Below are 24933 nucleotides of genomic sequence, written 5' to 3'. Positions count from 1 at the left end.
ACCAGGCTATTAAATAGGACGGAATCTAGCAAACTTCGCAACTTTTTGGCTTCGTTTCAGTCTATTAAAGTGTTAAGGAAAAATGGAAGCCTGTTCTTTGACTGGAAAAATAGATGCGGATATCAGAGAACTTATATTAAAAAAAGAGATGGGAGAGTTACACTGAAATGAATGAAGTTTCCATGGAGAAGAGAAACGAAGAGCATGCACAGGGGGGAAGAAGGTTACCTGCCAAACGCTGGATTGCTGCATCATTAGCCGGTGTACTCTGGATCATGCCGGTAATCGGAAGCGAAGGACTGCCTGGATGGGGATCCTCTACTATACCAGTAGCCCAGGCAGCAGCGAGTTCTTTTACAGTGACCAAGCTGAGTGAAGAAGTGATCACTTCTGGTGCAATGATGATGAAATATAAGTTCACAACACAACGTTCGGGTATAAGTGCTACCGGGCTGGCGGATGTCATCCGTGTAGATTTGAGTAATCCTTATGTGTCCCTTGATGTAATGACCGGAAAGGGCGGTAAACTGACTACCCGTCAAAGCACTGGCGGTATGGCAGCTGAAACAGGAGCAGTAGCTGCAGTTAACGGTGATTATTTCAACACCGGCGGCGAAGGTGCCCCGATAGGGGGACAAATTTCAAGCGGGGTTGTGGTTTCTACACCATCACAGCTTGAAGGAATGTACGCTTTTGCAGTGACTAAAGACCGCCAGCCGGTGATCGACGAGTATGCTTTTGAAGGACTGGTCACAGCTGAGGATGGAGCCCAGTTTCCGCTGTCCGGTATTAATAAAGGGGCTTACAGCCCTGAAGGCGGCAGTTCTACATATAGCCATGCCAATGCTGCCTATCTCTATACAGATGCCTGGACTGCACTGGCCCGGCCGAAGAATAGTTCTACTACGCCAACGGAGGTATTGGTAGAGAATGATACAATCACTCAAATCTCATTAGATGCAGCATTGCCGATGGCAGTTCCGAAGGGGGCTTATATCCTGCGGACACACGGGCTCGCAGCACAGTTCGTCAAGGCACATCTGGCAGTAGGTCAAAAGCTGAGCAGTGTGTATTCCCTGAAATCTAAAACGACGCAGCAAACTGTGGATCCGGCAAGCCTGCAAATGATGATCGGCGGACATACCATCCTGGTCAACAACGGTAAAGCAGCCACCTTCTCGAGGTCAACGAGCAGTATCGGCGGCTTCCGGGCCCGTACTGCACTTGGTTATTCCCAGGATGGCCGTTACGTATATGTAATTGCGGTGGAGGATAATGAGAGCAGTGCCGGTATGTCACTGACAGAATTGCAATCATTCATGACAAACATCGGTGTCTGGAAGGGAATGAATCTGGACGGAGGCGGGTCTACGACCATGGTAGACCGTCCGCTCGCTGAAACGTCGACTACGCTAACCTTTAATACAGAATACGGCACGGAGCAGCGCAGCATTGTCAACGGCCTCGGAGTGTACACATCAGCTCCACAGGGTGAGGTGAAAGGGCTGAAAATCAGCGGCAGTTCAGCCCTCCTAATCGGGCAAAAAGCAACCTATACATTAAAAGGCTATGATACGTATTATAATCCGATAGATGTCGCTTCAGCCAATCCGGCATGGGTATCCAGCGGCGGCAGTGCTACAGTGAATGCAGGCGAAGTGACTGGTGTCAAAGCAGGAACAGTTACACTGACCGCGACCAGCGGTGCGGCAAGTGCTTCTGCGAAGGTTACCGTTCTGGGCGGGGACGATCTTGCCAGCCTGACCGCGGGAACGGTTACAGCTCCTTTGGCGGCTGGTGCATCGGTCTCCGTACCAGTCACAGCGGTTGCTAAAAGCGGCGCGACACTGGCTGTGCCAAATTCAGCGCTGAAATGGGAATTTGTCGGGTTCAAGGGCAGTGTACAGGATGGCAAGCTGACGGTTGACTCGGTAAACGCAGGTGTCACCACAGGGTATGCGATTGCCCGGTACGACGGGTTCAGTACTGCGGTTGTTTTATCGACTGCAGCAGCTACACCGTGGGAGAATTTTGATAATGTTACTTATCCGATCGCCTTTACTTCCAACGTGAGCAGTGTTACCGGAACGGCCGCGATCGTGGCTGGAACGGCGGAGCGGGCAGGCTCCAAGGTATTGTCACTCAGCTATGACATGACTGCAGGAAGCGGTAAAATGTATGCTTATGCCCAGCTTAACGGAACCTCCGGCAAAAGCATTCCGGCAGCCGCAACTTCGATGTCACTTGATGTTATGGGAGATATGAGCCTTAACTGGCTGCGGGCGGAAGTGGTGGACAGCGCTGGAGCAACGGCTTATATTGATCTCGCTAAAGTCATTGACTGGAACGGCTGGAAGAGCCTGAATATTGATTTATCGGGGGCAGCTATTAAATTCCCTGCGCTGCTGAAAAGAGTGTATATAGTGAATGTAGAAGAAGGTCAGGACGAACGGGCTAAGACGGGTACCGTTGCTTTCGATAATCTTTCCTTCGTGATGCCATCGCTGTCCAGTGAAGCCGGTCTTCCACAAGGTTCGGCTTCAATGATCATCGGCTCCAAAGCTATGACGGTAAATGGGACCAAGAAGTCGATAGATGTAGCTCCAATCGTCAAGGATGGTACCACATATGTGCCGATAAAATATGTGCTGGATGCTTTTGGCGGAAGTGCTGCCTGGGATCAGAATACTAAGAAAATTATGGTGCTGCGCGGTGCCAAGGCGCTTGATCTGACTGTAAACAAGAAGGAATTTATATTGAACGGCAAGCGGCAAAGCGCCGAAGTAGCTCCTTTAATCCTAGATGGCAGGACTTTAGTACCTCTTCGGCTCGTCTCGGAACAGCTCGGATTGACTGTAAAATGGGAACAGAAAACGAAGACCGTAACTATCGAATCGTGATATGGTAATATTAAAGGAAAGCCTTTAATACGATCCGATAGAAATGGGGCAAGCATCCGTGGAATTTCAAGCCGATGCGATAGATCGCGTCATTAAGAATACCATCGACGTGATGGAGAGCAGCAAGTATCAGATTTTTGAAATATTGCAGGTTGCGCGGGATGAGCTTGTTGCACTCACCAAAGAACTGCAGAGGGTCATGGAAGAAACGGATGAAACATTGCAAAAGGTGGACAAGCTGGAGCTGCAATACCACCGCTCCCGGATCCGGCTGACGGAAGTCAGCCGTGATTTTGTCCGCTATTCGGAGAAAGACATCCGGATTGCTTATGAGAAGGCCACCGAGCTTCAGCTTGAACTCATGATGACAAGAGAACGGGAAATCTATCTTCGAAGCAGGCGGGACGAATTGCAGCTGCGGGTTCGCAGTGTCGAAAATTCGGTAGAGCGTGCAGAATCGATCGGTTCGCAAATGAGTGTTGTTATTGAATATCTGTCCGGAGAAATGGGACAAGTGACGAGAATTGTCGAAACTGCGAAGAACAGACAAATGATCGGACTTAAAATAATTTTGGCCCAAGAAGAGGAACGGAAAAGAATTGCCCGGGAAATTCATGACGGTCCTGCTCAAATGCTGGCGAATTTAGTCCTTAGGACGGAAATTGTAGAAAGAATGCTGGTAAAGCAGGAATATGGGCTAGTGCAGGACGAAGTAATAGACTTAAAAGGGCAGGTTCGTTACAGCCTGGAGGAAATGCGTAAGGTGATTTTCAACTTGCGTCCGATGGCGCTCGATGATCTTGGCCTGATTCCAACGCTGCGGAAATATGTGCATGATTACGAGGAGAAGACGAAGATCCGAACCGCCTTTGAAACGAGAGGTAAGGAGCATCGTTTATCTTCAGCCATGGAAGCTGCAGTCTATCGCCTTGTTCAGGAAGGCTTGTCGAATGCCGCCAAACACGCTTATCCAAGTTATGTGCTGGTAGAAATCACCTATCAGGCACAGCTGATCAAGATTGTGGTGAAGGATAACGGAGTAGGTTTTAATGTGAAAAAGGTAAGTGAGCAGGGCAGCCGTGAAAGTTTTGGGCTGGTAGGTATGCGGGAGCGTGTAGAGTTACTCGAAGGAAGAATGGAAATAGAGTCTGCAGAGAATCAAGGCACAACAATCGTAATTCACATTCCGACGAATGTGGAAAAGGGGAAGGAGTAATGTGATGGAGAACCAAATCACTGGTAAATCGCCTATAAAAGTTCTTTTGGCCGATGATCATCAATTGTTTCGTGAAGGGCTTAAACGAATATTAAATATGGAGGATGATATTGAGGTCATCGGGGAATGCGGAGACGGCATCCAGGTACTGGAATTTTGTAACGTCAATAAGCCGGATATCGTACTGATGGATATCAATATGCCTATCGAGAACGGTGTAGAGGCTACACAAAAGCTGCGGGAGATGTTCCCGGATGTTAAAGTCATTATTTTATCGATTCATGATGATGAGAGCTATGTGTTCGAAACGCTGCGCAAGGGTGCCAACGGCTATTTGCTTAAGGATATGGAGGCGGAGTCGCTCATTAATGCCATACGCTCTGTCTGCGAGGGTCATGCCTTCATTCATCCGAAGGTTACAGGCAAGCTGATTAACCAGCTGCGCCGCATGACCTATCTTAATGAGACAGGGGCAATGGCTGAAACCCCAGTGAAGGAAGCGGGCGTTAAATTTGTCGCTGGTGACAACAATCCGCTGACCCGCCGTGAGGCTGAGGTTCTGCGGCTGATGGCCGAAGGCAAGAGCAATAAGAACATTGGGGAATACCTCTTTATCAGCGAGAAAACCGTCAAGAACCATGTCAGCAGCATCCTGCAAAAAATGGAAGTGGATGACCGTACACAGGCTGTAATCAATTCGATTAAATATGGCTGGGTCACTCTGTAACCGGCTTAATTTTAACTGAGCGTTTTGGAGAATCCAAATGATCCGGAACAACATTACATAACGTAAGGGCTGCTGTCTGGCTCAAGCCAACGTATTGTTTCAGTCGCAGTTATATAAAAATGGACTTAGGACGTTTTATATATTCGAATTTTGCAAAATGCTGATTTAATTATGTACCCGGCTATAGAGAATTTGACCCCGTGTGCGCCTGAAAGATATTATTTATCAGACTGGGAAAAGAGCAGGCGGGGCAATATCGGCTTTAAGAAACCATGGGCAGTCACCGACCTCGTAACACCGGCATATAGTGTCGGTATAAAGAGGAGGTGCATCTCCATGGTAGCCCAGTTAATATGGATTGTGGCTGTTTACGCATCTGCGGTGATCCTCATTCATATCCTGCATCACCGGGAACAGACCCGAAGGGTCATGCGGTCCGGTAAGCGGATTCATTATTTTTTGATCACACGCAATCATGAAGCAGTTATTGAAGGGTACATCCGGATGCTGGCTTTTCATGCTTTTTGGACTGGAAAACTGTACAGGGTGACTGTGCTGGATGATGAATCGAAGGATGAGACATTAGCAGTAGCCACTAAATTGGCATACAGCGGTTCTGCAATTGATATTGCACCATTGATGCATTTTCGCTCCGTAGCGGGCGAGGATGAATACCAGCGGGAGATCGTTATCGATTTGCGGATGCCGGGAAGCGGGGGATCGCAATCAAGACGCGGCGAATGCTAACTAAATATGCAAGAAACGGGTGAAGCACACTCTCCAGTAATAGGGGGGGGTGCTTTTTTGTGTTGGAGGAGGGACTGTAAGGTCATCAGCAGACAGGCTGGGCCGGAAGTTAACATTCACTATTGTAACGGCCAATTTCAAAGTAGAGAGATTATAGGTGGATGTATGTTACATAGCCAAGCAGGAGGCGTTGTGATGAGAGTCAGCGTGTATGCAGTTGAAATTGACGGGTGCTTTAAAATATGGGTTTCATTGAATTTGGCTGTCGACCTTTTGTGGTGGAGTGGGGCCGTAGAACGTGGCTGGAGCGGCAGAGCAGCAGACAAACTGGTCATTCTCTCCTCTTCACTCCCCCTCGGTTGGGCGGTGAAGCTGCGGGAGCGCTTCCGTTTCTATAAAATGATGTGCAAGTGGTCATCCGAGGAGTGGGCAGCTTATCTGAAAGAATCTCTTCAAGAAGAAATGCAGAGAGAGAAAGTGTCGGGGGGAACGCAGCAAAGAACATGGATGAATCAAGTTGATGTAATCAAGGGGCCGCTGAAGGATCGGGAGCAGCATAATTGCTGGGCCGGGATAGACTCAGGACGTGATAAGGATGAATCAGAGCCGTACATCAGCAGCGGGATTGGGGATGGATTGCAGGATCGAAGTGAATCTCTCTGCATCGCAGCCGACCGCCTGGTGGTGACACTCTCCGGCCGCTCGCTGCTTCAGCCGGAGGTGGAAGCATTGCTGGCAGAGCAGCTTCCCGGAATGGAGCAGGACTGGCAGTCTGTGGCCCAGCTCGCCCATCTGCAGGGGCGATTGAAGCTGCAAGCTGCCGTTAGTGCCGGAATGGTGCGGGAGAGGGAAGAGCGAAGCAGCAATAATAGCGGGAAGGCCGAAGGTAAGAGAGGTGATCATAGCAACTCAGGTAGCAGATGGGGTGAAGGATATAGGGGGGATCACAGCAACTCAAGTAGCAGCTGGGGTGAAGGATATAGGGAGGAACACAGCAGCTCTAGTAGCAGGAGAGCTAAAGGAGACAGAGAGCATTCTAGTAACACCAGAGGCGGATGGGCTGAAGGAGGCGGAGTTTGCCTCCGCAGGGCGGGCTTGGCCGCGGCGCTCCGCTTGCCGCTGCTGCTCTGGAGGCGCGGCGCTGCCCGCCGCCGCGCGGTAGAACGCTGCCTGCGTTGCGGCAGCGTGGCCACAGGCCGCACGCCATGCGCTGCGTGCGGCCTGGCCGGCTGCGCCTACTGCGAGGCCTGCCTCGCGCTCGGGCGCAGCCGGGCCTGCGCGCTGCTGCTGCGCAGCGCGGCGTCCCCGGCCGTGCGGGGCACGGCCGGAATCAGCCCCACCGTAGCGGCACGCCGGTGGGGGCTTAGTGCAGCTCAGGCGGGGGCCGCCGGCGCTGCACTGCAGTTCTTGACGGCGCGGCGCCAGCACGCCGCCGGCACAGGCCCAGAGCGGTTCCTGCTCTGGGCAGTGACGGGAGCGGGGAAAACGGAGATCACGTTTCCGCTCCTGGAGGCAGTGCTCGCTGCCGGAGGCCGGGCACTGGTGGCGACGCCGCGGCGCGACGTCGTGCTGGAGCTGGCCCCGCGGCTCGCCCGGGCTTTCCCGGCGGAGACGCTGGCCGTGCTGTACGGCGGCAGCCAGGACCGCTGGGTACCGGGTCAATTGACGATTGCAACCACGCATCAGCTGCTAAGGTTTCATCATGGCTTTGATCTGGTCATTATCGATGAACTGGATGCTTATCCCTATCATAACAATCCAATGCTGGCTTTTGCTGCTGAACAGGCCTGCAAGCCGGATGGAGTGTTTATCTTCCTGTCGGCGACACCGCCGCAGAAGCTGCAGCGGCAGGCGCATTCAGGGAAGCTGCCTCATGCCAGAGTGCCCGTACGGTATCATGGACATCCGTTGCCTTTGCCCCGCCGTATACCAATGAATCCCGTCCAGCAATGTATTAAGCGCGGAGCCCTACCCGCAGCATTCCTGCAAGCCCTGCACAGGTCGCTTGCACGTGAAGCGCAAATCTTTATCTTTGTGGCCCGGATCGCTCATATTGAAGGGTTGCTGACCCTTCTTCGCCGGAAAATCCCCGGTGTGTGCATAGAGGGCACCTCATCTAAAGATCGGGACAGAACCGATAAGGTCATTGCCTTCCGCAACAGGGCAATCACTATCCTGGTCACTACTACCATCCTGGAACGGGGAGTTACCGTTCCCCGTAGTGATGTTTATATTTTGGACGCAGACAGTAAACTGTTTGATGAAGCCTCGCTGGTTCAAATGGCTGGCCGTGCCGGGCGCTCCAAAGATGACCCTGCCGGCAGGGTAAACTTCTTATCACCGGAGTGGACCCAGTCACAACGCAAAGCCATCGGGCAGATCCGTACAATGAACTCGATTGCCCGCAAGCAGGGGTATCTGGACAAGAGGAAAGCATCATGGACTCATTAACTGCATGGCTTACCAAAGTCCGCTCCTTGCTGGCGCCTTCTTTGCTTCATTGCCTGATTTGCGGCAAAACCAGCCGCCCGGCAGCAGGCCTGCACGGTATCTGTGCAGTTTGTGAAGAGGCTATTCCTTGGATCCGGCATCCCCGCTGTCAGAAATGCGGTCGCCATGTCGGCTGCCCCGACTGCAGCCGCAGCGGTGAAGCCGTACCGATTGTCTGCAACCGGAGTGCAGTAGCTTATACAAGTGTGATGCGCGAAATCCTGGGTCAATATAAATACCGGGGGAATGAACAGCTTGCTCCATTGTTAGGCTCAATGCTGGACAGAGCCTACATCCAGCTTAAAGCAGAAAGAGAACGGAGACAGCAGGGGATTGCAGAATTCCAAAAAGCACAGAGGGTATTTACAAGTCCCATATTCCGCGGCAAGCAATCTGCTAGTAACCAGCGATGGCAGGCGGATCTGCTTGTCCCGGTGCCTGTATCTGAAGCCCGGCTTGTTGAGCGGGGATTCAATCAGGCGGAGCGGCTGGCAGATGTGCTGTCCGGGTTCAGGGGGATTCCGCAGCTCCCGCTTTTGGTCCGCACTCACCATACCAGCAAACAAAGCTTCAAGCACCGGGCGGAACGAATCGCAGATATGAAGCATGCTTTTGCAGGAAATCCGGATGTAGAGGTCCTATTGCAGTTTGAGGTGTGGCTCGAAACCTTGGGTAAACGAACACGTCCGCTGCAGATTGTTATAGTAGATGATATTTATACTACAGGGAGCACCATACGCGCGTGCGCGGGTACTATAAGAACGCTGTGTGACCGCTATGGAAAAGCTGCTGAGATATATAGCCTGACCTGGGCCCGTTCATAGGCCGTGCAGGAGTGAGGTGAATGTGATTCCTGACAATTTTATCCGAATAATCTAACTAAAATCCTTCTCTTGCCGATACTAATCATAGACTATGCTTGTGCAATCATGTAATCTAAGCATAAGTTAATTCTATGCTGCACAAAATGTAAGGAAAGGAGCCGCTGCTGAAATGAATGTAGACAATTGTCCAAGATGCGGCCGTCTGTATGTCAAAAACATTATGGATTTATGCCAGCCCTGCATCAAAGAGCTTGAGCATCAGTATGAAATCTGCGTGGAGTATTTGCGGAAGAATAGAGGCACTAATATCCAGGAGCTGTCCGATGCCACGGAAATTTCTATTAAAGAAATCACCCGTTTTATCCGTGAAGGCCGGATTTCAATAGCAAATGCACCGAATATGATGATGCCGTGCGAGGTATGCGGAACATTAATCCGGGAAGGGCATATGTGCGACAGCTGCCGCACCCGTTTAAGCAAGGATCTTAATAATGCGGCTAAGGAAAGTACAGCAGCAGAGAATGCAAAGAATGCCAATAGTCCGAATAAAGCTGCCTATCGGGCCGTTGATAAATTTAGGAACCAATAAATTCTGGAAAAAACGTTTTCAGCTATAAAGAATGATTCATTAAAGGCCGATAAACTTAGTAAAGATTATCGGCTATTTTATTTTATAAGGAAGGTGGAAGTTATGAAAATTAACGAGACCGGACGAATCAATCCAATTAACCCGTATCAACGCAATGTGGAAGCGCAGCGCCAGGACCAAACCAAGAAGAGCACCCGTAAGGATGAGGTTTCGATTTCCGATGAAGCTATTAAGCTCCTTCAAGCACAGAAAAGCGGCACAATCGACGCAGCACGTGCTGATAAGATCCAAAGCCTGAAACAGCAAGTTTCCGCAGGTACCTACCAAGTTGACGCAGCCAAACTCGCAGAGACACTCGCCCCTTACTTTAAGCAATCCTCCGAGAATTAGGTGAACCCATCCATGGCATTAACGAGATTACTTGAACTTCTTGAACGGCTGGACGAGGCGCATCTTCAGATGCTCGATCTGGCCGCCCTCAAGAAACAGACAATTATGGACAATAAGGTGGATGGTCTGATTGACATCATGAACCGTGAGTCCAAGCTGATGAAGCTGATTGGGCAGCTCGAGGAGCAGCGTGCAGAGGCGGCGTTTACCTTTTTACAAGGTGTAGGCATCCGTTCGAATCTGAACCTGAATCTGACAGAGCTGTCTCGGCTTGTATTTGACCCTGAAGACAAATCGCGGCTGCAGCAAGTTCAGCAGAAGCTTTCTAATACACTTCACCGCTTGAAAAAAGCCAACGAGCTAAATCAGAAGCTGATTGAGCAGTCGCTTACCTTTATAGATTATTCCCTGGATTTGCTTGTCGGTAGACCAAACCAGGATTTCACCTACCATCATCCATCCGATAAGGGATATAGCAGCACTAGGCCAGGACTTTTTGACGCCCGCGGATAGATGGATCTTTCTTGCATTCCGTTTTGCCGGAGCATTCATAGGGAGGAATTAGCAGTATGACATCCACATTTCATTCAATCGAGACAGCAAGACGGAGCCTTTTCACCCAGACCGCTGCGCTCAATACAACCGGACACAACATCGCTAACGCGAATACGGAAGGCTATACCCGTCAGCGAGTCAATATGACTGCTTCTATTCCTATTGAAGCTTATGGACTGAGCAATTCAACGGTACCGGGTCAGATGGGTACTGGTGTAGAATTCGGCTCTATTGACCGCATTCGTGAGACCTTCCTTGACGATCAATACCGTGGCGAGAATTCTTCACTGGGAGCCTGGACCATCCAATCAGACACATTGGATAAGCTGGAGGCCATCTTTCAAGAACCGTCAGATACCGGACTCAGCACAGTTCTCGATAACTTCTGGAAGTCCTGGTCTGATTTGAGTAAGAATCCGGAAGACAGTACTTCCCGTAAGATTGTGGTTCAAACTACAGAGTCCTTAGCGGATGCCCTTAACTATATGAGCAGACAACTCGATAATCTGGATACCGATCTGGCGTCCAACATCGCAGTCAAGGGTACCGAGGTTCAAGGTTACCTGTCCTCCATCGCTGATCTCAACTCTTCCATCTTTAAGATAGAGAGCATGGGTGACAAAGCTAATGATTTGCGCGACCAGCGCGATATGCTGACTGATAAGCTATCCAAGATTGCCAATATCAGCGTAGTGCAAGGCCAATACGGCTATAATATCTCACTGGGCAGTCAGGCGCTGGTTCAAGGTGCTGCGGTTTCGGCTACGGTGGATAGTGCATTTCTCAATTCGGCATTTTCTTCCGGCGATTTGAAATCCGGAGAAGTATTCGGGATGATCTCTTCCAGTCAGACATATCTGGCAGATTATAAGAAGCAGCTTAATAATATTGCGAATACAATTGCTACTGGAGACATGGACGTGACCCTTCCTAAAGGCTCCGTTCTTCCTGAAGGTACCGTTCTTACCAGTGATGCAACTATAACTAAGGCAGACGGTTCAACAGCAACCGTTACTGCAGGCACAGCTTTCCCGCAAGGATCAACTTTGAACGCAGATGTGAAAATAACGGTCAAAGGGATGAATGGCCTTCATCAGCTTGGTTATACACTGGATGGTACACTCAATCCCGGGAAGCCGCTGTTCACCATCTCCGGTGACGGATCGGAGATTACGGCAGGAAATATTACCTTTAATTCAGAGATTGCTGCGGACACCAATCTTTTGGCAACTTCACTGCGCACGAGCGGAAGCGGAACCTCTGAAGCTGTTGTCAAAGGTAATAATACTTTGGCACTTCTGATGGCTAATCAACAATCAGGTTCATTTACTTCACCAACTACGGGTATTAAGGCAACTGCCGGCACTTTCTATAAAACAATGGTAGGGCAGCTTGGAATTCAGTCCCAGGAGGCTACCCGCCAGACTGAGAACTCCAATTACCTTGTGGAACAAGTGAATGCCCGCCGCCAATCAGTCAGCGGAGTTTCTCTTGACGAAGAAATGTCCAACATGCTAGTGTTCCAGCGTGCTTATAGTGCTGCAGCGCGTTTTATGACGACCTATGACGAAATGCTCGATAAATTAATCAACTCTACCGGTACCGTAGGCAGATAAGAAAGGGGGAATGTAAGCGATGTTGAGAGTTACTTCTAACATGATGAACGCACAGCTGATGCTTAACTTAAACCGTAATGCGCGAAATATGAATGATACTCAGCTACAGTTAGCTACAGGGCGGAAGATAAACAAACCTTCCGATGATCCGGTAGGGATTACCTATTCATTACGGTATAGAGCAGACCTTTCAGCGAATGAACAGTATCAGGAGAATGTCGATGATGCTACTTCTTGGCTAGAGTTTAATGATACTGTGTTAACTCAAGCCGGAAGCATTGTGCAGCGCCTCAGAGAATTATCTGTTCAAGGGGCAAGCGGAACTAATCCTCAACAAGCACTGGATAGTATTAACTCTGAAGTGAAGCAATTGAAAGAACAATTGATTGATATCGCCAACAGCCAGTTTAAGGGGAAGTATATTTTCAATGGACAGCAATATACAGAGCAGCCTTATCAATTCTCCACCGGAGCAGATGGAACGCTAGATTCCTCAGGTGCTTCCTCCGTCATAACGGATGACGGACTTCTCAATTATACGGTAGGAGAGAGTGTACAACTTCCCATCAATGTAACTGGGAATCAAGTATTTGGTGGAAGCGAGAGTGATAACATCTTTGCAATTATTGATAGTATTTCTGCTGCTCTCGCCAGTGGGAATACGGGAGCGGTATCCTCGCAAATTGCTAATTTGGATACCCGGAATGATAAAATGTTGGCCATACAAGCGGATATCGGCGCTAAGTCGAATAGAATCGAGCTTATGAGCAACCGTTTGAGCGATTTAGAAGTTAATTTGACAGACCTGCAGTCCAAGACAGAAGATGGAGATTATGCAGAGCTGCTTACTCAATCCAAGACTCAGGAAAATATCTATAACGCTTCGTTGTCGGTTGGAGCTAAAATTATCCAATCGTCATTGGTTGACTTCATTAGATAGATGGGAGGTGTTTTTCCATGCAGGTGGCTGTGCAAATCTCGCGAACCCCAGCCCTGATTGGGATGAATACAACCCCTGGTAGTTTGACCATGAGCCAGCCTCAAGCAGACATGCAGATTACTACAATCCCAGGACAATGGGATATTCATCAGCCTGGGCCAGATGTAATCATTGACCAGTCCAAGGCACGTGCGGTTTATACGGGTGGAACCTACCGTGAGATGAGTCAGCGTATTTATTCCGGTGTGGAGCAGCTATGGTTGCAAGGGATAGCCAAACGGATGGAGCAAGGCGCGCGGATGGCTAACTTTCAAAAACCAGGTAATTCCATTGCCGAAGTATACGGAGAAGATTGGCAGCCGGTTTCTTACCCGGAAGTGCGTGGTCCTGCCGCTTATGATAATGTTGATATTGATATACAGGCTAATCCACCGCAGATTTCGTATCGCAAAGCAGAAGTCAAGATTGAGGCCAAGCAAAATGTGCCGGAAATTCATTATACCCCGGGTACATTAGAGATTTATATGCGACAAATGCCTTCTTTGACCTTCACCCCACAGATCATTGATGACAAGTACTAGATTATAAGCTATAGATGGATTGTTACAGCCATCTGTAGCTTTTTTGCTAAGTAGAATATTGAAGAGGAGTGTTGACAACAATGAACATAGAAACATCCGTATTAGGCGTGCTTGACATTAAAGATGAACAGATATATCACTTTCCCAAAGGGATTCCAGGCTTTGAACAGGAGACGGAGTTTGCGATTATTGAGTTGGAAGAGGGGCCATTTGCCTATTTGCAGTCACTTAAGACAGAGGAACTCGCCTTTTTGCTGACGGATCCCTTTGTTTTTTACCCGGGCTATGAATTTGAACTGCCTGAAGCAGAAGCTGAGGAATTAGAAATAGAACAATCCGTAGTGGTTCGGGCGATTGTGACGCTCAGAGAAAAACTGGAGGAGTCTACATTGAATCTACTTGCTCCGATCGTGTTTAATCCGGACAAACGGGCAGGCAAGCAGATTGTACTTCACCATTCAACATATTCAACCAGACAGCTGTTATGGAGAAATAGCCCGAAGAAGGAGGACGAGTTATCATGCTAGTTCTTGGACGAAAAAAGGGCGAATCGATTATTATTCAGGAGGATATTGAGATTACCATTCTCAGCGTGGATGGAGATACTGTCAAAGTGGGGATTACAGCTCCGAGACATGTCGATATTTTTCGGCAGGAGGTTTATTTGTCGATTAAAGAAAGCAACAAAGAATCTGCAGTGCCTGCATCCAGCAGCTTAAATGATCTTATTAGCCGTCTGAAATCAAAATAAATTCTAAAAAAAGTGTAAAAAGCTATAAACAAAGTCTGCGTGCGGACGATATATATAGTAGGCACTGATTGGCAGGGCGGCCGACCTTAACAGTCAGTGTTACCACATGGATGTGGATCAACTTATTTCAGGGAGGAAATACAAAATGATTATTAACCACAATATTGCTTCACTTAACACACAACGCCAACTGTCTGTTAACACAGCTAACCAAAGCAAGAACATTGAGAAGCTGTCTTCCGGTCTTCGCATCAACCGCGCTGGTGATGATGCAGCAGGTCTGGCAATTTCCGAAAAAATGCGCGGTCAAATCCGTGGTTTGGATCAAGCTTCCCGTAACGGTCAAGATGCAATCTCCTTGATTCAAACGGCTGAAGGCGCTTTGAACGAAACCCACTCCATTCTGCAACGTATGCGTGAACTGGGTGTTCAATCCGCAACTGACACTAACACTGCAGATGACCGTGGAAAGATCCAACAAGAAGTTGACCAACTGGCTAAGGAAATCTCCCGGATTTCCAATACTACAGAATTCAATACCCAGAACCTCTTGGCTGGTGGACTTAGCAACACTTATCAAATCGGTTCCAATGCTAACCAAAACCTTAGTTTATCGATCAGTGCGATGGATGCCCAGTCCCTTGGTGTAGCAGGTGCTACCACTACTACTACGTTCGCCAACACCAACACTGGTGTAGGATCTCTGACAACTACTTCTTCGAGTCTTAACGGTACTTTCCTGAACGTTGCGAAGGTAGTGGCAGCAGCGGGTACCGTTACTGGTAGTAATGCGTTAGGCGGTACAGGAACAGCAGGTGGTACTTACACCGGTTCTAAGGATGTAACTTTCCAAGTTAAAGCAACGTCTGCAGCTGGAGGCGATGTAACTGGAGCATCTTACTCAACCGATGGTGGTACTACTTGGACTAATGCAGCAGTAACTGTTACTGCTGGTACAAGTACGGCAATTACATTGGCTGACGGTGCATCGCTTACTGTTGCCTTTGATGCGCAAAATGCAACTAACGATACATGGACTTTTTCACAATCTGCAGAATATTTGAACATGCAGCTTGGTTCTGCTAATAACGGCGGTACTACAATCGGCTCTACAGTAAAAGTATACAACAACCAATCTTCCGTAACATTGGGTGATGCTGCTTCGGATCGCGTTGCTACAGTAAACTTTGACTTCAACACTGTAAAAGGTAGTGTAACAGCAACTGGTACTGCTTATGCGGCTGGTGACTCTGATGCTATCACTCAATCTCAAGTGGCTTCCACAAGCGCAGTTACTGGTGGAGGTAAAGTCGTTGCAGATGCGCAGGTTCAAAAAGGTATCAACGTTTCTACCCAAGGCGCTGCTAACAACGCTATCACAGCTATCGACAAAGCTATCACAACTGTATCTTCGGAACGTTCTAAACTGGGGGCTTACCAGAACCGTTTGGAGCACACTATCAACAACTTGAATACTTCTTCCGAGAACTTGTCCGCTGCTGAATCCCGTATTCGTGACGTAGACATGGCTAAGGAAATGAGTGACCAGACCAAGAACTCCATCTTGGCTCAGGCAGCTCAAGCGATGTTGGCTCAAGCCAACCAACAACCTCAAGGTGTTCTTCAATTGCTCCGTTAATTTTTGGTTCAATAGTGAAGCGCAGATTACAGCCGCCAAGATTATCTTGGCGGCTGTTTTATTTATAAGAATCTTACCGTAGCATAGATAACTGTAGATACGGCTGATTTTAGGAAGATTATTTCATATACATCTTAATAATAGGGCTGAAAGACCGATAAATAGAGTATAAACATATGCTGCGGAGGGTGCCGATTATGGATGTTCGACTTTCAAACTCAGGTGTCTACAATAACACGAATTTGGAGTATACCAAAGTAAACCCGGTAGTTAAATCAGTAGAATCTGACACCAGGACTGTTGAAAGTGTGTACAATACTAGCCAGCTTAAAAGACTGGAAAATCAAGGTGTCACCATATCAGCAAGCGACGAGCAGACAGTCAAAGCACTGGAGAAAGTCCTCAAAGCGATGGAAGGTCCTGAAACAAGGTTGCAGGTTAGTGTGCATAAGGAAACGAAGGCCATCATGGTCAAGGTACTCAATAAAGAAACTGGTGAACTGATTCGCGAAATTCCTCCTGAGAAGACACTGGATATCGTAGCGAATATGATGGAAATTGCCGGAATTATTGTGGATGAAAGAGTCTAAGGTTAGGGGGAAATAAATATGGCGACACTTCGTGTCAGTGGAATAGCATCAGGTATTGACGTAGATAGTATAGTAAAGAATATGATGACGGCGAAGAGAGTTCCATTAGACAAGTTGTCTCAACAGAAGCAAATCATGGAATGGCAGAGAGATAACTACCGCGAGATTAACAGCAAACTAGTTGATTTCAAGAGCAATAAGCTGACCGCCTATAATAAATCAACTGCTATGAACACACAAACAGCGGTCGTTTCAGGCGATACGGCTGCTCTAAAGGCTGTTGCTACAGCCGAAGCGAATGGCATATCTATGGATATCACAGTAACTCAGCTTGCCCAGCCCGTGACTGCGATAACGGCCGGAGCGACAATGTCTCAATCGGGCAGCACACGGTTAACATCGAGTTCAACCCTTGCTGATTTGCAGAAACTTAATACTGGTGCAGCCCAAGCCAGCAATTACACAATTACACTAAATGATGTTTCGATTTCGTTGTCGAGCGATCTTAGTATATCAGCGGCGATCTCCAAAATTAACAGTACTTCAGGTACTGACGTAACTGCTAAGTTTGATGAAGTGACAGGTAAACTTTCATTCGCATCCAAGACCTACAGCGATAAAGGTAAAGTGAGTTTCGGCTCAGGAGATACCTTTCAGAAACTGTTTGGTGGAGTTAACAGTACTTTAACATACAAGCCGGCCACTATTAAGGTAGCAGGAGAAAATGGAACTTCCACAGATATGAGTTTTGCAAGTAACAGCTTCAAACTTAATGGGGTTCAGCTTACATTGCTCTCCAAATCAACAAGTTCATCTGTGGTTACAACTACTACGGATGCAACAACCGCATTGGACACTATTAAGAATTTTGTTTCTGACTATAACAGTCTTCTAAGTACATTGAATACGAAAGTCAACGAGGAACGTTATAGCGACTATACGCCACTGACTGATGAACAACGGGAAGCTATGTCAGACAGTCAGATAGAGACATGGGAAACCAAGGCTAAGAGCGGTCTGTTAAAAAATGATGAAATATTAAAATCGACACTTACTGCTATGCGATCTGCCATTACGGAGAAACTGGGACAACTAAGCAACTATGGAATTACGACAGGACAATATTATGAGAATGGTAAATTGTATATAGATGAAGATAAGCTCAAGCAGTCCATTTCAGATGATCCTCAGAGTGTTATAAAAACTTTCCAAGGAGGCAGTGGCAGTTCTGTAACGAGCCTATTTGATAAGCTCTCTACTACAATGACAACAGCGGTGGAGAAGCTTTCGACTAAAGCAGGTACTTCTAAATACTCGGCTGATCTGACTGCTGCTTTTAAATATGACAGTGTTATGGGCAAGGCCCTGGCCGACTACACTACCCGGATCTCCGATCTCCAGGATAAGCTAGATGATTATGAAGACAATCTATACAAACGCTTTACAGCCATGGAAACAGCAATCAGTCAATATAACAGTCAGTCTTCCAGCCTAGCCAGCTACATGTCCTCTTAAGCCTAAGGAAAAGAAAGGTGAATACAATGATTACATCTCCTTACGATAAGTACCGCCAATCATCTGTACAGACTTCCAGTCCGTCACAACTGCTACTGATGTTGTTTGATGGAGCCATCCGTTTTGCGAAAACCGGGATAGAAGGTATTGACGAACATGATTTTGAGAAAGTTAGCACTTTTCTAGGTAAGGCTCAGACTATAGTGAATGAACTCCTTACAACCCTTGATCGAAAGTATGATGTCGCCAAAACCTTGGCACCTCTATACGAATATATCAACTATCTCTTCATCCAATCCAATATTAAGAAATCCAAGGCTGAAGCTGAAGAGGCGATTGGTTACCTTGTGGATCTACGCCAGACCTTCGCTCAAGCAGCCAAGATGACCGCTGGACAAGACCTTCAACATGGATAAGCTGCTGGAGGAGCTTGAAGAGCTTACTCAAACTATGGTTTCCAGGCTAATGGATGCCCCATATGAGGAACTGGAGAACTTCGTAAATGAACGGCAGAATCTTGTCGATGCTATAGGAAAAGAAGTCGAGAACTGTCAGATGACTTCTGAACAGAAGGAAGTACTAGGTCGAATCATGGAACATGATTCTGCTATTGTGGCCCGGATGAATGCCCATCGGCTGGAAGCGCGAGAGCTTCTGCAGAAGCGTAACCAAGCCAAGGCGCAACGCAGTGCCTATGAGGCTTCGTACGCTCCAGACAGCATCCTAATGGACCGCAAAAAATAATAATTTCCTGATGTTTCATCTCAGGAGCAGACGGGTATTATAAAGCGTCTGCTCCTTTTTTGATGAAATGATCACAGTTTAAGCTACTTTATTTTTAAATTAACGAATGGTAAATTATTGAAAGTAAACATTTACTTTTCCAATTGACAATAGAGAAGCCGCGGTGGTATAGTCGAATTGTGAGCAAGACTCACGTTCATCTGATGACGAAGGGAATGTTTAATCAATGGAAGGTAAAGTTAAATGGTTTAACGCAGAAAAAGGTTATGGTTTCATCGAAACTGCCGACGGTGGCGACGTATTCGTACACTTCTCCGCAATCCAAACTGACGGTTTCAAGACTTTGGATGAAGGTCAATCCGTAGAGTTTGATATCGTAGAAGGCGCACGCGGACCACAAGCAGCTAACGTCATCAAATTATAATCATCCGGCGCAGCCGACCTACATATATGGTAGATGGTTAGCAATTGAGACTACGCTAGCACAGACCTTGGGATTTTCCCGAGGTCTTTTTTTGTTGTGCGGAAAAGGGTGCGAAAAGTGAAAACCTCACATGGATTTCCATATTTATGTTAGAGTAATGCAAAATCTGGGTAATGACAGATGTTGGGCCTACGTTCTTGCCTCGATGCAGACTTATCGCAGCTTAGGCGTATAGTTAAAAATGATGTAATTAGCGATAGACGTATAGTGATGCTAAAGCCCATGCACTACGGATAATGGTTCCACAATAAGCGGTGTCTGAATAAATTCATACTGCCTAAGCTGACAGAACTAATAGTATGCTTCCGAAGCAGGTTTTGAACAAGTGTTTATACAAAGCGGAGGCTCACCAATTTTAAGCATACGCTTCCAGTGTCGCTTTTGTAGGGTGCTAGTCGGCAGGCTATGCTCACAAAACTTTTAGGAGGATGGACAGCAGAATGAAGATGAAGAAAGCATTGCGCGGTTTGATGACTGGTTTGCTTGGAGTCACTATGTTGTTCGGGGCTCTTGGTAGTGTCTCAGCTGCACCGGCTGCCAAGGATATTCAAGGCCACTGGGCACAAAACCAACTGCAGGATTGGCTCAATAAGGGTTATTTGCAAGGGTATGCTGACGGCACTGTAAAGCCGAATAAGCCTATCACCCGCGGGGAATATGTTGCCCTGGTGAATCGCCTGTTTGGGTTCACGGAAACGGCATCTATTGCGTTCAAAGATCTTAAGAGCTCCAACTGGGCTTATAGCGAAGTGGCAAAAGCCGTAAAAGCCGGATACATCGGCGGCTATGAGAACAATACATTCCGTTCTGCCAGTCCGCTTACCCGTCAGGAAGCTGCCGTAATTACTGCCAAGCTTCTTAGCTTGGATACCAGCAACACCTCACTTACGTTCAAGGACAGCGCCCAAATTGCTTCATGGGCCAAAGGTGCAGTCGCAGCTGCGGCAGCTAAGAACATCATCAACGGTTACCCGGATGGAACCTTCGGGCCTAAGAGACCTCTGACAAGAGCTGAGGCCGTAGGTATCATTGGCAATTCAGCAGCTAACAAGCCTAGCGGTTCAGGTAATCCGGTAACACCTACACCTACTCCATCAGCAACAGCTACGCCAACCCCAACACCAACGCCTACAAGTACAACTGGTGGGGGAAGCGGTGGCGGAGGTGGCGGTGGAGGAACCACTGCTCCAACGGTTAGCAATATTACTTATGGTCATGTCGGTTCTGTTACAGCAGACGTATATCTGACACCGTCAGTGACGGGGGCAGTTTATTATGTGGTTGCCCCTTATAGCAGTACTGCGGCAGTGCCAAGTACCCTGCAGATTCAGAATGGCCTGACCAGTACAGGAACTGCAGGAGTAAACTATGGAAAAGTAGCAGCAACTGGTAATACGACTGTAGCTTTCTCCGTTTATGGATTGCAGGCGAATACCGAGTATGCGGCTTATATCGCACTTTCGGATTCTGTTGGAAGCTGGTCGGCTGTATCAACCCTGCGTTTGACTACAGCTCCAGGCGGCGCAACGGCGATTACAGAGCTTAGCCCGGGCTCTATGGGGACTGTGACAGCCGATGTCTATGTAACCTATGGTCAGGCCGGAGGCGCATCTGCTCCGGTAAGATATGTTGTACTGCCGGCTAATGCTGCCGATCCTAGCGCAGCGCAGGTTGCTGCCGGTCAAAATAGCAGTGGCGTTCAGTTGAGTGCACCGTGGACAGGCACTATTTCGCCGGCTCCAGCTCCAGGGGTTAGACAAACGCTAACGTTAAGCGGACTTTCTGCCCACACCGATTATAAGGTATATGTCATCACAGGCAGTGGCAGCTCATGGTCGCCCGTAGAAATTCTGCGGATTCATACCAAATAGCCATAAGAAATGGCGGCTGTGAGGAAATGAATAATTGGTAAGACGAATTTTTGATTGTATAATTCAAGGGTCAGGAATAATACTATAAGCCAGACTAGGTCCGGATAAGGGGGGAAAGGATTGCCCTTTCCGGACCTTCTGTTTGTAAAATAAAAGAAAATTGGACATATGTAAGGTAAATGTAAAGTCTGTAATGAATTGCTTTTTACTTAGGCCTGACAATTTGGTATAATGAGAACGTAAACAAAGGAGGAGTGCCCATGCAATTCAGCATTCGAGGTCAACAAATTGAAGTGACCGACGCTTTGAGAGACTATGTTGATAAGAAGCTCAGCAGACTTGAGAAGTATTTCGATGCACCCCCTACCTCAGAAGGATTTGTGACGCTTGGCGTTGTTCGTGGCCTTCATACGGTGGAAGTAACCATTCCACTGGCGGGTGTTACGCTTCGTGCCGAGGATCGCAGCGACGATATGTATGCTTCCATTGATGCTGTCGTGGACAAGCTGGAACGTCAAATTCGCAAGCATAAGACCAAACTCAATCGTAAGTTCCGCCAGGAAGGCAGTCTGAAGACCCTGTTTGTGGAGGGACCCCCAAGCACTGTTGCTGTAGAGGAACAGGATTATGATGATTTGGAAGTTGTGCGGAACAAGCGCTTCACCTTGAAGCCTATGGATGTCGAGGAAGCGATTCTGCAAATGAACATGGTTGGACATAATTTCTTTGTATTCTCCAACATTGACACTTCTGAAGTGAGTGTTGTTTACAAACGGAATGATGGAAAGTACGGCCTGATCGAACAGAACTAGACCTGTAAATACTCAAATGTAGATACTGGGAATGTTTTCTTCGCATCAGTATGACTAAGACAATTAACCGAGCCCCTATTCGCTTCAGCGAATAGGGCTCTTGTGCGTATATAGAAGGGGAAGAAAGTTCAGCTTCTTATATTTTGCCAAATAAGGTTACAGCTACTCGTATTGCGGCTTCTCTTACAAACTGTTACAATTTATGAAGCAGCGGAATCGAAATAATATATGGCCCTTTCAATATTAGTGAGGATGGGCTCGATTCCACCATCTGTGTTGCATGAAAGGGGTTAACCATGCTAGGACTTGTAAAGAAAATATTCGGTGACACCAACGAACGCGATGTCAAACGTCTGATGAAGACGGTCGAAGTAATTAATGCGATGGAGCCGGATTTCGTAGCGCTCTCGGATGAAGCGCTCAAGGCTAAGACCGAAGAATTCCGTGCCCGGATCGAAAAAGGCGAGACCCTTGAGGAAATTCTTCCTGAGGCATTTGCAACCGTACGCGAAGCTTCCAAACGGACGCTGGGCATGCGGCATTTTGACGTACAGCTAGTTGGAGGTATGGCGCTGCATGAAGGCCGGATCTCCGAGATGAAGACAGGTGAAGGTAAGACCCTGGTAGGGACATTGCCGGTCTACTTGAATGCATTGCTCGGTAAGGGTGTGCATGTCGTAACGGTAAATGATTATTTGGCACAGCGCGACAGTGCGCAAATGGCACAAATTTATAACTTCCTGGGCATGACGGTTGGGGTGAACCTGAACGGCATGGACCATGCTGATAAACAACAAGCCTATGCCTGCGATATTACGTACGGCACCAACAATGAATTCGGCTTTGACTACTTGCGTGACAACATGGTGCTCTATAAGGAGCAAATGGTTCAACGCCCGCTATATTTCTGTATTATTGATGAAGTGGACTCCATTCTAATCGATGAAGCGCGGACTCCGCTTATTATTTCCGGACAAGCCGAGAAATCGACAGAACTGTATTACGCTGCAGACCGCTTCGTGAAGAAGCTGACTGCTGAAGAAGACTACACAGTAGATATCAAAGTGAAATCGGTGGCTTTGACAGAGAAGGGCGTCGCTACGGCTGAACGCGCTTTTGGTGTTGAGAACCTTTATGATCATAGTCATGTAACACTTAATCATCATATCGTCCAGGCACTCAAGGCTAATGTAATTATGCGCCGTGATGTAGACTATGTAGTGAATGGTGATGAGGTTGTCATCGTCGATGAGTTTACGGGCCGGTTGATGGCTGGACGCCGTTACAGCGACGGGCTGCACCAGGCGATCGAAGCGAAGGAAGAGATTGAGGTTCAGAACGAGAGCATGACGCTGGCTACAATCACCTTCCAGAACTATTTCCGGATGTACCGCAAGCTTGGCGGGATGACAGGTACTGCGAAGACGGAAGAAGAGGAATTCAAAAAAATCTACGGTCTGGAAGTTCTGCAGGTTCCTACGAACAAGCCGAACCAGCGTGTGGATATGCCTGACGTGGTCTACAAGAGCGAGAACGGCAAATTTAACGCGGTGGTAGCAGAGATCGTTGAACGCCACAAGAAAAATCAGCCGGTGCTGGTTGGTACAGTATCGATTGAGAATTCCGAACGCGTATCGGAAATGCTGAAGCGCAAAGGTGTAAGACACCAGGTGCTGAATGCTAAACATCATGAATCCGAAGCGGAGATTATCTCGCATGCCGGACAACCGGGAACCGTAACAATCGCTACGAACATGGCTGGCCGCGGTACCGATATTGTGCTGGGTGAAGGTGTAACAGATCTCGGAGGTCTGCATATCATTGGTACGGAGCGCCATGAATCCCGCCGGATTGATAACCAGCTGCGTGGACGTGCGGGACGCCAGGGCGACCCGGGTTCGACTCAATTCTATTTGTCCCTCGGCGATGACCTCATGAAGCGTTTCGGCGCGGACAATGTATTGAATATGATGGACCGTCTCGGATTCGAAGAAGATCAGCCGATTGAGAGCCGCATGATTACCCGTGCCGTTGAATCTGCCCAGAAGCGGGTAGAAGGCAATAACTTTGATATCCGCAAAGTCGTACTGCAATATGATGATGTAATGAATCAGCAGCGTGAGATTATCTACAAACAGCGCCGTGAAATTCTAGAGTCCGATAATATCAAAGATGTCGTAACGGAAATGATCCAGCCGGTCATTGACCGTGTGGTTCGCGCACACTGCAGTGATGATATTCCGGAAAACTGGGAGCTTCAAGAGGTTGCTGATTATGTGAACAGCAAGCTGCTGGATGAAGGTGCTCTTACCCGTGATGATCTCTGGGGTAAGGAAGTTGAAGAAATCGTCGAATACATTTTCGACCGTGTGATGCAGAAGTATTCCGAACGCGAAGAGCGTCTCGGCTCTGAGCTGGTACGCGAATTCGAGAAGGTTATCGTGCTTCGTTCTGTAGACAGCAAATGGATGGATCATATTGACGCCATGGATCAGCTCCGTCAAGGGATTCACCTTCGCGCTTACGGCGGTACCGATCCGCTTCGTGAATATCAGTTTGAGGGCTTTGAGATGTTCAACGCCATGACTGCCAACATTCAGGAAGAAGTCGCTACTTATATTATGAAGGCGCACATCGAAACGAATCAGGAGCGGCAGTCAGTTGTGGAGGAGGACAAAATCTCCACCAACGCCGAGCCAGTTGAGAAACGTCCTGTGCATGTTGAGGCAGCCATCGGCCGCAACGACCCTTGCCCGTGCGGCAGCGGCAAGAAGTACAAGAACTGCCACGGCCAGAACGCATAAGATATAAGAATTGTGTTAATTCTTTAGGTTTATAATGACAATAAAAAGCGGCTGGGCCCGGGGGACACCCCGTTTGCGGCCCGGCCGTTTTTTTGGAGTTTGGGTGTTAAGCTGATCATTAAGCGCAGCAAGCGATGATGATCTGAAA

General features: G+C 48.0%; 23 protein-coding genes. All 23 read left to right on the top strand.

Going from position 1 to position 24933, the window contains the following annotated elements:
• Positions 1-182: 182 nt before the first annotated feature.
• The 23 genes from JRJ22_RS26975 (at position 183) to secA (ending at position 24785) form a co-directional block, all read left to right on the top strand.
• Positions 183-2900, top strand: coding sequence for a stalk domain-containing protein (locus JRJ22_RS26975; RefSeq protein ID WP_232380967.1), 2718 nt, complete (start codon positions 183-185; stop codon positions 2898-2900).
• A gap of 58 nt (positions 2901-2958) precedes the next feature.
• The gene (locus JRJ22_RS26970; protein ID WP_054942273.1) at positions 2959-4116 is read left to right on the top strand and encodes a sensor histidine kinase; all 1158 of its coding nucleotides are present in this window, start codon (positions 2959-2961) and stop codon (positions 4114-4116) included.
• Positions 4117-4120: 4 nt separating this feature from the next.
• Positions 4121-4843, top strand: a complete 723-nt coding sequence (locus JRJ22_RS26965; protein WP_054942272.1) for a response regulator transcription factor — start codon at positions 4121-4123, stop codon at positions 4841-4843.
• Positions 4844-5179: 336 nt separating this feature from the next.
• Positions 5180-5590, top strand: coding sequence for a glycosyltransferase family 2 protein (locus JRJ22_RS26960; RefSeq protein WP_206102269.1), 411 nt, complete (start codon positions 5180-5182; stop codon positions 5588-5590).
• 195 nt (positions 5591-5785) lie between these two features.
• A complete protein-coding gene (locus tag JRJ22_RS26955) occupies positions 5786-8041 on the top strand; it encodes an ATP-dependent helicase ComFA (RefSeq protein ID WP_232380966.1) in 2256 nt (751 codons plus the stop codon).
• Positions 8029-8904, top strand: coding sequence for a ComFC family protein (locus JRJ22_RS26950; protein ID WP_206102268.1), 876 nt, complete (start codon positions 8029-8031; stop codon positions 8902-8904). The genes JRJ22_RS26955 and JRJ22_RS26950 overlap by 13 nt, the downstream gene beginning before the upstream one ends.
• 169 nt (positions 8905-9073) lie before the next feature.
• The gene (locus tag JRJ22_RS26945; protein ID WP_206102267.1) at positions 9074-9493 is read left to right on the top strand and encodes a TIGR03826 family flagellar region protein; all 420 of its coding nucleotides are present in this window, start codon (positions 9074-9076) and stop codon (positions 9491-9493) included.
• 102 nt (positions 9494-9595) lie between these two features.
• On the top strand, positions 9596-9883 hold the full coding sequence (gene flgM / locus JRJ22_RS26940; RefSeq protein ID WP_206102266.1) for a flagellar biosynthesis anti-sigma factor FlgM: 288 nt from the start codon (positions 9596-9598) through the stop codon (positions 9881-9883).
• 12 nt (positions 9884-9895) lie between these two features.
• On the top strand, positions 9896-10396 hold the full coding sequence (locus JRJ22_RS26935; RefSeq protein WP_206102265.1) for a flagellar protein FlgN: 501 nt from the start codon (positions 9896-9898) through the stop codon (positions 10394-10396).
• Between the two features lie 56 nt (positions 10397-10452).
• On the top strand, positions 10453-12054 hold the full coding sequence (gene flgK / locus JRJ22_RS26930) for a flagellar hook-associated protein FlgK (protein WP_206102264.1): 1602 nt from the start codon (positions 10453-10455) through the stop codon (positions 12052-12054).
• Positions 12055-12073: 19 nt separating this feature from the next.
• The gene (gene flgL / locus JRJ22_RS26925) at positions 12074-12994 is read left to right on the top strand and encodes a flagellar hook-associated protein FlgL (protein ID WP_206102263.1); all 921 of its coding nucleotides are present in this window, start codon (positions 12074-12076) and stop codon (positions 12992-12994) included.
• Positions 12995-13011: 17 nt separating this feature from the next.
• A complete protein-coding gene (locus JRJ22_RS26920) occupies positions 13012-13575 on the top strand; it encodes a DUF6470 family protein (protein ID WP_206102262.1) in 564 nt (187 codons plus the stop codon).
• Between the two features lie 80 nt (positions 13576-13655).
• Positions 13656-14102 (top strand): flagellar assembly protein FliW, encoded by a 447-nt coding sequence (gene fliW / locus JRJ22_RS26915; protein ID WP_206102261.1) that lies wholly within the window; start codon positions 13656-13658, stop codon positions 14100-14102.
• Complete coding sequence (csrA, locus tag JRJ22_RS26910; RefSeq protein WP_206102260.1) at positions 14096-14326, top strand: carbon storage regulator CsrA; 231 nt, start codon at positions 14096-14098, stop codon at positions 14324-14326. Before fliW ends, csrA begins: the two co-directional genes overlap by 7 nt.
• A gap of 106 nt (positions 14327-14432) precedes the next feature.
• The gene (locus JRJ22_RS26905) at positions 14433-15965 is read left to right on the top strand and encodes a flagellin N-terminal helical domain-containing protein (protein WP_232380965.1); all 1533 of its coding nucleotides are present in this window, start codon (positions 14433-14435) and stop codon (positions 15963-15965) included.
• 197 nt (positions 15966-16162) lie between these two features.
• A complete protein-coding gene (locus JRJ22_RS26900; protein ID WP_206102259.1) occupies positions 16163-16555 on the top strand; it encodes a flagellar protein FlaG in 393 nt (130 codons plus the stop codon).
• An 18-nt stretch (positions 16556-16573) separates the two neighbouring features.
• Positions 16574-18070, top strand: coding sequence for a flagellar filament capping protein FliD (gene fliD, locus JRJ22_RS26895; RefSeq protein ID WP_206102258.1), 1497 nt, complete (start codon positions 16574-16576; stop codon positions 18068-18070).
• A 26-nt stretch (positions 18071-18096) separates the two neighbouring features.
• Positions 18097-18486 carry a flagellar export chaperone FliS gene (fliS, locus tag JRJ22_RS26890; RefSeq protein ID WP_206105323.1) on the top strand — a complete coding sequence of 130 codons (390 nt, stop codon included), beginning with the start codon at positions 18097-18099 and terminating at the stop codon, positions 18484-18486.
• Positions 18479-18814: a flagellar protein FliT gene (locus tag JRJ22_RS26885; protein ID WP_206102257.1), complete on the top strand. Its 336-nt coding sequence runs from the start codon at positions 18479-18481 to the stop codon at positions 18812-18814. The genes fliS and JRJ22_RS26885 overlap by 8 nt, the downstream gene beginning before the upstream one ends.
• Before the next feature lie 226 nt (positions 18815-19040).
• On the top strand, positions 19041-19238 hold the full coding sequence (locus JRJ22_RS26880) for a cold shock domain-containing protein (protein WP_019915069.1): 198 nt from the start codon (positions 19041-19043) through the stop codon (positions 19236-19238).
• 500 nt (positions 19239-19738) lie between these two features.
• On the top strand, positions 19739-21169 hold the full coding sequence (locus tag JRJ22_RS26875) for an S-layer homology domain-containing protein (RefSeq protein WP_206102256.1): 1431 nt from the start codon (positions 19739-19741) through the stop codon (positions 21167-21169).
• A gap of 260 nt (positions 21170-21429) precedes the next feature.
• On the top strand, positions 21430-21981 hold the full coding sequence (hpf, locus tag JRJ22_RS26870) for a ribosome hibernation-promoting factor, HPF/YfiA family (RefSeq protein ID WP_206102255.1): 552 nt from the start codon (positions 21430-21432) through the stop codon (positions 21979-21981).
• 296 nt (positions 21982-22277) lie between these two features.
• Positions 22278-24785: a preprotein translocase subunit SecA gene (gene secA, locus JRJ22_RS26865; protein WP_206102254.1), complete on the top strand. Its 2508-nt coding sequence runs from the start codon at positions 22278-22280 to the stop codon at positions 24783-24785.
• Positions 24786-24933: the final 148 nt, after the last annotated feature.

This window comes from Paenibacillus tianjinensis (assembly GCF_017086365.1).
Classification (GTDB): Bacteria; Bacillota; Bacilli; order Paenibacillales; family Paenibacillaceae; genus Paenibacillus_AQ; species Paenibacillus_AQ tianjinensis.
Note: the sequence above shows the minus strand (reverse complement) of the source record. Positions and strands in the feature narration are given on the sequence as shown.